Genomic DNA, 7,056 nt, shown 5'->3' on the forward strand with positions numbered 1-7,056 from the left:
ATATAATTAAATTTATATTTTTATAAAACTTGGTTTTCTGTTCTTAAATGTTGTAATTTCTTTAAATCCAATTTCTTTAAGTTCTTTTATTGCTTTATCAAAATCTGCACATAAGTCCTTTGCAACATGTGCATCTGAGCCTACTGTAATAATTCTTCCCCCAAGCTCATAATATCTTTTTAGTATTTGCGTGCTCGGATGCATAGAGTTAAGTTTATATCTTAATCCTGAGGTATTAAGTTCAATTCCTTTTCCCTTGCTTATTATTATTGTCAATATCTCATCTATGATATCTTTATAATCTTCATATCTTAATATCTTGTCTTTAAAATTACCATATCTAACTACAAAATCTAAATGTCCATATACATCACAGTTATCAAAATTCTCAACAGTTTTCTTTAGATTTTCGAAATATATTTTATATCCTTCCTGCTGACTGTTTTCTCTAAATAAACCACCTTTATCAAGTTCTAAACCTTCGAAAGCATGCATTGAGCATATTACGAAATCAAAGGGATATGTATTTAACAGTTCATTATATCTATCATTTAAATGTGGTAAGTTGGGTTGATACCCGATTTCAATTCCCATTAAAATATCAATTTTTTTATAGTAATCTCTAAGGCTTTCAATTTTTTTTATGTATTCTTCAAAGTTTATTTCAAATAATATTTTTTTACTTGGGTAATCAAAATCTACATGATCTGTAAATATTACTTCTTTTAAACCTAGTTCTATTGCTCTGCTTACAAGTTCCTCCGCTGGTGTATTACAGTCACCTGAGAATTCTGTATGTACATGGTAGTCAGGAATAATGTTCATCATTTACCTCCTCTTAAGATTCATTGTCTAATTGTATTATAAAAACTATTTGTTAAATCAAGATTATGTAAATGTTACTCTATGTTTGTTTTGTGTTAATTTGTTTGTTTTAATGTTGTTTTTCAAATAAATATCAACACTAAAACAATATAGTTTTACTAGAGAAATAGTATGTTTTAATTGTTTAAAAGAATATAATGTTAAGATAGAGTTGTAATAAAATAAAGAAAGCATGTATCACTCATAACATTTTTATTATAAGTTACATGCTTTTTCTGCTATATGAGTTTATAATCAGATGAATATATTAGGAAATAATTTGACTTTTTATCCACTTCATTATATTATTCAAAGTAAATAATACTCTGTACCCGAAAGGGGGAAATACCTATAATGAATAAAGATGATTACATTTCTCGTGCACAAAAGGCATTATTGAATACAAGTGCAAAAATTGCTGAAAGACTTAGAAATGTGGATGAGTTTGGAGTAACTGAAACTCAGTTTAGAGTGTTAGAGTTGTTAGCAAAAAATGAAGCACATAAAGTTACTGATTTAGCTGAAAAAATGGGAGTGAAGCCAAGTGCCGTTACAACAATGATTGATAGACTGGCTAATAATGGACTGGTTTCTCGCCGTCATGATGATAATGATAGAAGAGCTGTACTACTATCTATAACCGAGGAAGGTCGGGAAGTGATAAGAAAATTCGAAGAAAAATGTCGTGGCATGATAAAGGGATATCTTTCACATTTAGAGCTAAATGAACTGGAAGCTTTAGCTACAATTTATGAGAAAATGGAGAATATTGATATATGAAGTGGAAACTTGAATCAGATGGGGTTTTGTCTACGACCCTGGGCTTTGCCCGTTAAATACCATTTAGGCATTTAACCCCCACCTGATTCTTAGTTGAACGAATCCAGGGACGTAACCGCTCTTTACTCTAATCGTTTTAGTATACACTCCGTAATTTCTAATGAGTTTAACAATGTTGTTAAATCCTCCTCAGATAAGGCTATAAGCTTACGGCTTAGATTTTCCTTAAGTACTTCAGATAAGTTTTTACAATATTCATTACCATTTTCGGTAATATTAATGTTTATGGTTCTTCTATCCTTATCGTTATAAATTCTATATACAAGGCCATTTTTGGCTAGTTTGTCTAAAATAATTGTCATTTGCGGCTTTGAAATAGTAAGTTTTCTACATATTTCAGAAATTGATAAACTTCCTTCTTCCTGAAGTATTCCCAATACCATTAATTGATTTATAGATATTATTCCGCTTGATGGTAGGCCAAGCCTAGCAATTTTTTTTATTATTATTGGGCCAACAGCAAGTAATTTTTCAGATAAAAGATGAATAGATTCTTTACACATATAGCATCCTCCTAAAGCTTAGATTTAAAATGCGTTGACTTTATAATTATAAGATCAACGCATTTTGTTAAAAAATTTTGATATTGATATTTAATAGCTGAAAGACTTATTTTGCTACGGTAATCTTGTCTCCATTACTTAGTATGTTTTGGCCTTCGATAATTACATCTGTGCCTTCTTTTATATTTCCAGTTATCTCTGTAACTTTTTCATTGGAAATACCAACATCAACAGATGATTTTTTAACCTTTCCATTATCAGCTATATAAAGATAATTTACATTGTTCTCCATTTTAACTGCTTCATTTGGAACAGTTAAGATATTATCCTTACTTTCGGCTGGCAAAGATACTTTAGCAAACATACCAGCTTTTAACTCGCCATTTGAGTTATCAATTTTTACTTTTACAAGATAAGAGTTATCTTTTGAGTTAGAGTTAGGACTAATTTTATCTATCACTCCAGTTACCTTCTTACCGTCTAATGCATTTATAGTTACTTGTACCGACTGTCCAATTTGAACTTTTCCAACTACTGTATCTGGTACACTTACCTCTGCAATAAAGCTGCTGCTGTCTATTATAGTAACTGAGCCAGATTGACCACCAGCAAGTTGACCTGCCTTAACATCTTTAGCGGATACTACTCCAGCAATAGGTGAAGTTACGGAAGCATTATTTAATTGAACCTGTACAGCATTTACTCCTGCTTGTGCTTGTGCAACCTGTGCTGCTGCAGCTTGTATAGATTGTGGACCAGACTTTTCTATTAAAAGATTTAAGTTGTCTTGAGCGGCCTTTAAATCTAAAGAAGAGTTATCGTATCTTAGTTTTGCATTATCTAAATCCTGTTTAGAAATAGCCTCAGCATCATATAATTTTTGCATCTTATCATAGTTATCTTTGGCGTTATTATAAGCAATCTGTGACTTATCAACAGCTTGCTGTGAAGATGTTATTTGTTGTTGAAGTCCAGAATCACTTGTTCTAGCTAAATTAGCATTTGAGGCTGCTAAGGCTGCCTGTTGAGATTGAAGCTGTGCTTGAAGTTCAGCGTCATCTAGTGTAAATAATACCTGTCCTGCTGTAACCTTATCTCCTATATCTACATTTACACTAGCAACCTTTCCACCGGTTTTAGGAAAGATTGTTACCTCCTGCACAGGACTTAATTTACTTGCATACTCTACTTCAGTAGATATTGAGCCAACAGCTACTTTTGCTACTTTTACATTTTTAACCTCTTGCTTTTCTTCTACTTTTTTGGTTTTACCAAAAATAGAAGTACATCCAAAAATAATAAGTATTAAAACAACACCTATTATTAAGTTCTTTTTATTTAAGCCATTAAGCTTCATACTGTGTAACCCCCTTGGCATTTCTTTTTTTCTTAAATACAAGTCTATTTAAGTCATCCATCAACGTATAAACTACAGGTATTACTATTGGCGAAAGTATAGTTGATGCTACCATACCACCAATTATCACTATAGCCATACCTTGTTTCATTTCACTTCCTTCACCCATAGATAATGCAACAGGAAGCATTGAAACTATCATTGTTGCACTTGTCATTATTATAGGCCTTAATCTAGTAACACCAGACTCAATAAGGGCATCTTTTAAATTCATTCCTTTTTTCATTAAGGTGTTTGTATAATCTATTAATAAAGTACCATTTTTAGATGATAAACCTTCAAGCATTATTAAACCAATCATTGACATAAGATTTAAAGTTTGTCCTGTTAATGCTAGTAAACCAAAGGCACCTATTATAGCACAAGGCAGAGATACCATTCTTATAGCTGGAGTTAAGAAGGATTCATAAAGTATTACTAGTATCATATAAACAAGACATAATGAAGCTCCTAAGGCTAATCCAAGAGAACTAAAGGATTCTGCCATATTCTTTTGAGTTCCACCATAGCTTATGCTATAGCCTGTAGGCAAAGATAGAGACTTTAATTTAGATTTTATATCATTAGTTACTTCCCCAAGAACTCTACCTTGTAGATTTGCGCTTATAGTAACAACATCCTGTTTATCTTCTCTAGATAGTGATGGTTGACTGTCTGCTTTTACAACTGAGGCAACCTGGCTTAACGGTATTTGTTGCCCAGATTGATTTGAAATTTTTATAGCTTTAATGTCTTCAGCACTTCTTATCTGACCATCCATAAACTTAAGTGTTATATCATTTTCTTCATTATTTGCCCTATACACTCCTGTTTTAGTGCCTGCTAAAGCAGTTCTAACGGAGCTTCCTATATCAGATGTAGCAATGCCATATTGCGCAGCTGCTAGACTATCTATGTTTACTCTTAGTTCACTGCTTTTTATACTGGAAGAGTTGCTTACATCAATAACTCCAGGAACTGTTCTTACTACCTTCTCAACTTCTTTTGACAAAGCTTCTAAGGTCTCCTGGTTATCTCCTTTAATACTAATAGAAACAGGTTTACTACTTCCACCACCAGATTGAGATTCTGTTACAGTAAAATCCACTCCAGTCATCTTTTTACCAAAGTCACGAACTTGTGCTGCAAGCTCTGATTGAGTTTTTTTACGTTCATTTTTAGTCACTAGATTAACCATAATTTGAGCTGTAGCCTTATCCGCACTTCCTTGACTGTTTGATCCAATTATTGAAAAGTAACTTTTTACTTCTTTCATATCCTTCAGATATTTTTCAACTTCAGTAATTTTTCCATCTGTTTGCTTTAAGGTGGAGCCTGGAGTAAGGGAAATATCAATAGTAAAACTGCCTTGGTCAGCTACAGGTATAAATTCAGACTTTAATATTCCCATTGGAATAAGAGCAACACTGAGTACAATACATATAATAACAGCAGATAAAACCTTTCCCCTATGTTCTAGAGACCATATGAGAGCAGCTTTATATTTTTCTAGGGCTTTGTTAAAAAAGCCATCTTTTTTAAATTCCTTTTCTTTATTTTCTCTCTTTAGTACACGTGATGAAAGCATTGGTGTAATTGTAAATGATACTAAAAGTGAAAATATTGTAGCCACAACTATGGTAAGTCCAAATTCTTTAAATAACTCTCCTACCATACCAGACATAAGCGAAATAGGAGCAAATACAACTATGTCACAAAGACTTATAGCCACAGCAGCCATTCCAACTTCATTACGCCCATCAATAGCTGCAGTCATAGGATTCTTACCTAAAGCCAAGTGTCTTTGAATACTTTCTATTACAACGATAGAATCGTCTACCAGTGTACCTACAACTAAGGATAGTCCCATAAGTGACAGCATATTAAGAGTAAAGTTAAGCTTGTACATCATAAAGAAAGTAGCTATAAGAGATGTAGGTATAGCAACTAAAACAACTAAAGAAGACCGGAAACTACGGAAAAATAAGTAAAGCACAATTGCAGTAGTTATAATTCCCTCTATAAGATTATGTTGCACTTGTTTTAATGAAGAAGTAATAAAGGTAGTAGTATCAAAGGCAATATCAACTTTAATATCATTTGGAATAGTCTTTTTAATTGATTCTAATTCCTTTTTTACACTATTTGCTACTTCTACTACATTGGCATCACTTTGTTTTCCAACAACAACTGCCATAGTTTTCTTGCCATTAAACCTTATCTGTGTAGTTGCATCTGGAGCCTCTAAACTTATTTTTGAGATTTCATCCAAACGTATGGTACCACCCTTTGATGTAGGTACTAACATATTTTTAACATCATCTATACTGTGAAATTGTCCAATAACCCTTACGGATTGGTCCAGATTGTCCTGCTTAATTTCACCAGCAGGTACATTTAGGTTAACTGAGTTTAATTTACCTATTACAGTATTAATACTTATGCCATAATACTCCATAGCAGTTTTATCGAGCTTTATTGTTAATTCCTTTTTATCAGCACCCATTAAGTCTATTTTTCCGACACCAGGTATTTTCTGTAATTTCTGTTTTAAGATATCAGATTCATTATAAAGTTCATCATAGCTGACATTACCATTTAGAGAAATTGCTAAAATTGGTATAGCATTAGTATCCATCTTAAATATAACAGGCTTGTTAGCATCTTTAGGAATCTTTGCTGAAGCATTATCAACTGCTTTTTGAACATCTAGGTATGCAGTATCTAAATTAGTACTGGATTTAAAAACTACTGTAACGGTACCATAACCTTCTTTTGCAGTGGAATTAATTGTATCAAGACCGCTTATTCCTGATACTGCATCTTCAATAGGTTTTACAATATCCTTTTTAATATCATCAGCACTAGCACCGCTATAAATTGTGCTGATTGTTATAACAGGAGTATTCATAGATGGTAGTAAATTTGCTCCCATTTTTGTATATCCAAAAACACCCAGTGCAATTAGCAAAATTACTACCATCCACATTGCGGCTGGCCTTTTCACTGATATTTCAGTTATCTTCATTTTTATCCTCCTAGCATAAATTTTATTAATGTTTAACTCATGTTACAATTTAACATATATTACATTTTAACACATATTAATATTTAACATATATTAAATATTAATATGTGTTAAATTATAATATCATGCCATGTAGAAATCAATAGTTTTTTTAGTAAATAATACTAAAATGTTTTTTTATTATTTCTAAAAAATTAAAGCTGAAAGAAAAAAATATTTGATGTATAATTAAAATTGAAAAATATTTAGTTATATAAATGATTACTAAAAATAATAAATGGAGTATCTCCTAACTTAGGAGATGAACAGAAGAAAAAATGATTAATTTAAAGAAAAAGATTACAATTACAATAGTTTTATTATTTAGCTTATTTATTCTCCTAGGAGTTTTTATACATCTTACATCAAAAAACAAACATATTAAT

5 protein-coding genes are annotated in these 7,056 nt (G+C 31.6%); 1 reads left to right on the forward strand and 4 read right to left on the reverse strand.

The annotated features are described in order from the left end of the window. Window positions 1-12 precede the first annotated feature (12 nt). Window positions 13-825: a histidinol-phosphatase HisJ family protein gene (locus tag I6U51_RS16065; protein WP_211143606.1), complete on the reverse strand. Its 813-nt coding sequence runs from the start codon at window positions 823-825 to the stop codon at window positions 13-15. 393 nt (window positions 826-1,218) lie between these two features. Between I6U51_RS16065 and I6U51_RS16070 the strand changes: the two genes are divergently transcribed. Beyond that, complete coding sequence (locus I6U51_RS16070) at window positions 1,219-1,644, forward strand: MarR family winged helix-turn-helix transcriptional regulator (RefSeq protein WP_211143607.1); 426 nt, start codon at window positions 1,219-1,221, stop codon at window positions 1,642-1,644. A 122-nt stretch (window positions 1,645-1,766) separates the two neighbouring features. Here I6U51_RS16070 and I6U51_RS16075 read toward each other — a convergent pair whose 3' ends face one another. The 3 genes from I6U51_RS16075 to I6U51_RS16085 form a co-directional block, all read right to left on the reverse strand. Further along, window positions 1,767-2,207, reverse strand: a complete 441-nt coding sequence (locus I6U51_RS16075; RefSeq protein ID WP_211143608.1) for a MarR family winged helix-turn-helix transcriptional regulator — start codon at window positions 2,205-2,207, stop codon at window positions 1,767-1,769. Window positions 2,208-2,313: 106 nt separating this feature from the next. Further along, a complete protein-coding gene (locus tag I6U51_RS16080; RefSeq protein ID WP_211143609.1) occupies window positions 2,314-3,564 on the reverse strand; it encodes an efflux RND transporter periplasmic adaptor subunit in 1,251 nt (416 codons plus the stop codon). Then, the gene (locus I6U51_RS16085; protein WP_211143610.1) at window positions 3,554-6,631 is read right to left on the reverse strand and encodes an efflux RND transporter permease subunit; all 3,078 of its coding nucleotides are present in this window, start codon (window positions 6,629-6,631) and stop codon (window positions 3,554-3,556) included. Before I6U51_RS16085 ends, I6U51_RS16080 begins: the two co-directional genes overlap by 11 nt. Window positions 6,632-7,056 lie beyond the last annotated feature (425 nt).

Source organism: Clostridium aciditolerans (assembly GCF_016316925.1).
GTDB lineage: Bacteria > Bacillota > Clostridia > Clostridiales > Clostridiaceae > Clostridium_AM > Clostridium_AM aciditolerans.

Coding starts and splice junctions, on each gene's coding strand:
- I6U51_RS16080 (WP_211143609.1), bottom strand. CDS start 3,564: ATGAAGCTTAATGGCTTAAATAAAAAGAACTTAATAATAGGTGTTGTT.
- I6U51_RS16075 (WP_211143608.1), bottom strand. CDS start 2,207: ATGTGTAAAGAATCTATTCATCTTTTATCTGAAAAATTACTTGCTGTT.
- I6U51_RS16065 (WP_211143606.1), bottom strand. CDS start 825: ATGAACATTATTCCTGACTACCATGTACATACAGAATTCTCAGGTGAC.
- I6U51_RS16070 (WP_211143607.1), top strand. CDS start 1,219: ATGAATAAAGATGATTACATTTCTCGTGCACAAAAGGCATTATTGAAT.
- I6U51_RS16085 (WP_211143610.1), bottom strand. CDS start 6,631: ATGAAGATAACTGAAATATCAGTGAAAAGGCCAGCCGCAATGTGGATG.